Below are 2,122 nucleotides of genomic sequence, written 5' to 3'. Positions count from 1 at the left end.
GGGCCGGGCGGGCAGGGCCCGGGCGGCGTCGGTGACGGCGGCCGCGAGCGGGGCGAGGTCCGTACGGAGCTTCATCGGGGCTCCCTTCCGAGCGTGCGGGCGGCTGTCCGGCCGGGGCCGGGTTCCGCCCGGTGTACGAGTGAGGTCCGGGGGCCGTCCGTCTGGTACGGGAAGAGGCCGTACCGGACGGACGGGTGAGCGGGGTGGTGGCCGTCAGGCCGCGGCGGCGTCGCGGCGCTCCCTGCGCAGGCGGCGGCGGTCCGAGAGGGTGGTACCGGCCCAGATCCCGGATCCGGCGCGGCTCGGGTGGTCCAGGGCCCAGGCCAGGCACTGCTCGCGCACCGCCTCGGGGCACTTGCTGAGGCAGGCCAGCTGGCCGTTCACGCGCTGCTTGGGGGTCCCGGTCCAGTCCTCGGGATCGGCCCCGGGCGCCCGGCACGGCTCCTCGCCGGTCAGCCGCGGCCAGAGGGCGAGTTCGGTGGTGCTCACTCCCCCACCCCCATGGTCCCGGCGGCCGGGACGGCGGCGGTGGGCAGCAGGTGTTCGAAGGGCTCCCAGGCCGTCAGGTCGTACAGGTTCAGCAGGTCGACGTCGACCACGGCGCCCTGCTCCTCGTCTGCGAGGCGAGAGTGCCGCAGTTGCAGGCCGCCGATCCTGTTGGCCTGCGGGTCCTCGTCGAGGTCGAGGTCGGCGACCACGACGGTGTTGCTGGTGCGCTCCAGGACGTACAGGCGCCGGATGGGGGCGTCGTCCTCGTCGGTGTCCGGTCGACGCTCCCAGGTTTGGCGGGTGGCGGCGATGGCCCAGGCCTCGCCGGCGTCGGCCGCGTCGGTGACCGCGGTGCAGGCCTGCGCGTACTCGGTTCCGGCCTCGACCATTTCGTTGACGCAGGCGTTGATGTGGTCACTGAGGGCATAGGTGCCGATCAGCCAGGTCAGGGAGGCGAGGCCGGTCACGACGCCGCTCCCGTCGAGACGAGGGTGCGGGTGATCTTGGTGGGGGCGAGGAGGTGGTGGAGGGCGGAGCCGTGGTGGTGGGAGGAGAAGCTGGCGGGGTGGCCGCAGCTCCAGCAGTCGGCCTCGTCGCCCTGCCAGGCGACGGCGCAGCGGCTGCATACGAACGCGCGGTCGGCAAGCTGGGGGTTGGCCTTGGCCAGGGACTTCAGGAACCGGCCGGCGGTGCTCAGCCGGCGGGTGGTGGAGATGTGGTGCTGCTTGCGACGGGTGGCGTGCATGATGGTGGTCTCTCTCTCGTTTTGGCGGGTGAGGGGCCCGGGGCGGCCGGCGGTTTCTCAGGCCTTGACGGCCGTCCCGGGGCGGATCTAGAGCTCGATGCCCTTGTGCGTGGCCTGGTCCCAGCGCAGGTTCCAGCCGGGGCGCAGTCCGCGGGCGGACCAGTCGGTGCGGTGGGCGGCGCCGGGGACGTCCCGGCCAGCCAGGGTGTGCAGGAGGGCCGTCTCCCAGGCGCGCTGCGCGGCCTGGCGGGCCTCGCGGCCGTTCTCGGCGAGGCCGGTGAAGACGTGGACGCCGCGCTCGCTGGTGCCGACGCGCTCTATCGGGACGTCGACTTCCCACATGACCCGGTACACGTCAGCCCTCGGCTTCCGGGTCGTAGTCGACCAGGACCGGCAGCACCGTGATCCGGATGCTGGTGACGGACTCCTCGTCCGGGCCCGGGCCGAACAGCATCAGGTCCTCATCGGTGTGACCGTCGATGTTCTCCGGTACCCACTCGGTTCGGGCTCCCTCCGGGAGGGGCCTGTGCTTCAGCCATGCCTCGCCCTGGGCGCGGGCCGCCTCCCGGGTGGCGAAGGTGGCGTACGGGATGTTGCGGCGCGAGACGCGGTAGACGGTGAGCGCGGCCGGCTTCTCGTCGGTGAGGCGGGTGATGCCGGGGAAGACCGCCTCGGCGGCGGCTAGACGCGCTTCGATCACCATGGTGGCGCCGAGGAGCTGGAGCATCTGGACGGTGAGCGGCAGTGTGCCGGCGGCGACGCGGCGTCGGATGTCGGCGAGCACGGTGGCGGGGGTCCTCGTCGCCGCCGTGGTCGCCAAGGAGCTCAAGGCCTTCCTGACCTCGGCCAAGCGCGACGAAAAGCAGCAGGCCCGCGCCGTGATGGAGA

Annotated in this window: 5 protein-coding genes; all 5 read right to left on the bottom strand. The window is 73.0% G+C overall.

Annotation, left to right across the window (positions count from 1 at the left end; genetic code table 11):
- Positions 1 to 213 precede the first annotated feature (213 nt).
- On the bottom strand, positions 214 to 489 hold the full coding sequence (locus PV721_RS43065) for a WhiB family transcriptional regulator (RefSeq protein ID WP_319734284.1): 276 nt from the start codon (positions 487 to 489) through the stop codon (positions 214 to 216).
- Positions 486 to 956: a hypothetical protein gene (locus tag PV721_RS43060; protein ID WP_319734283.1), complete on the bottom strand. Its 471-nt coding sequence runs from the start codon at positions 954 to 956 to the stop codon at positions 486 to 488. The genes PV721_RS43065 and PV721_RS43060 overlap by 4 nt, the downstream gene beginning before the upstream one ends.
- Positions 953 to 1,234, bottom strand: coding sequence for a hypothetical protein (locus PV721_RS43055; RefSeq protein ID WP_319734282.1), 282 nt, complete (start codon positions 1,232 to 1,234; stop codon positions 953 to 955). Before PV721_RS43055 ends, PV721_RS43060 begins: the two co-directional genes overlap by 4 nt.
- 87 nt (positions 1,235 to 1,321) lie before the next feature.
- Positions 1,322 to 1,576: a hypothetical protein gene (locus tag PV721_RS43050; RefSeq protein WP_319734281.1), complete on the bottom strand. Its 255-nt coding sequence runs from the start codon at positions 1,574 to 1,576 to the stop codon at positions 1,322 to 1,324.
- Between the two features lie 13 nt (positions 1,577 to 1,589).
- On the bottom strand, positions 1,590 to 2,018 hold the full coding sequence (locus tag PV721_RS43045; protein ID WP_319734280.1) for a hypothetical protein: 429 nt from the start codon (positions 2,016 to 2,018) through the stop codon (positions 1,590 to 1,592).
- Positions 2,019 to 2,122: the final 104 nt, after the last annotated feature.

Origin of the sequence: Streptomyces sp. MB09-01, from assembly GCF_033794505.1 — a bacterium.
Classification (GTDB): domain Bacteria; phylum Actinomycetota; class Actinomycetes; order Streptomycetales; family Streptomycetaceae; genus Streptomyces.
This window is presented reverse-complemented; position numbering and strand designations above follow the sequence as displayed.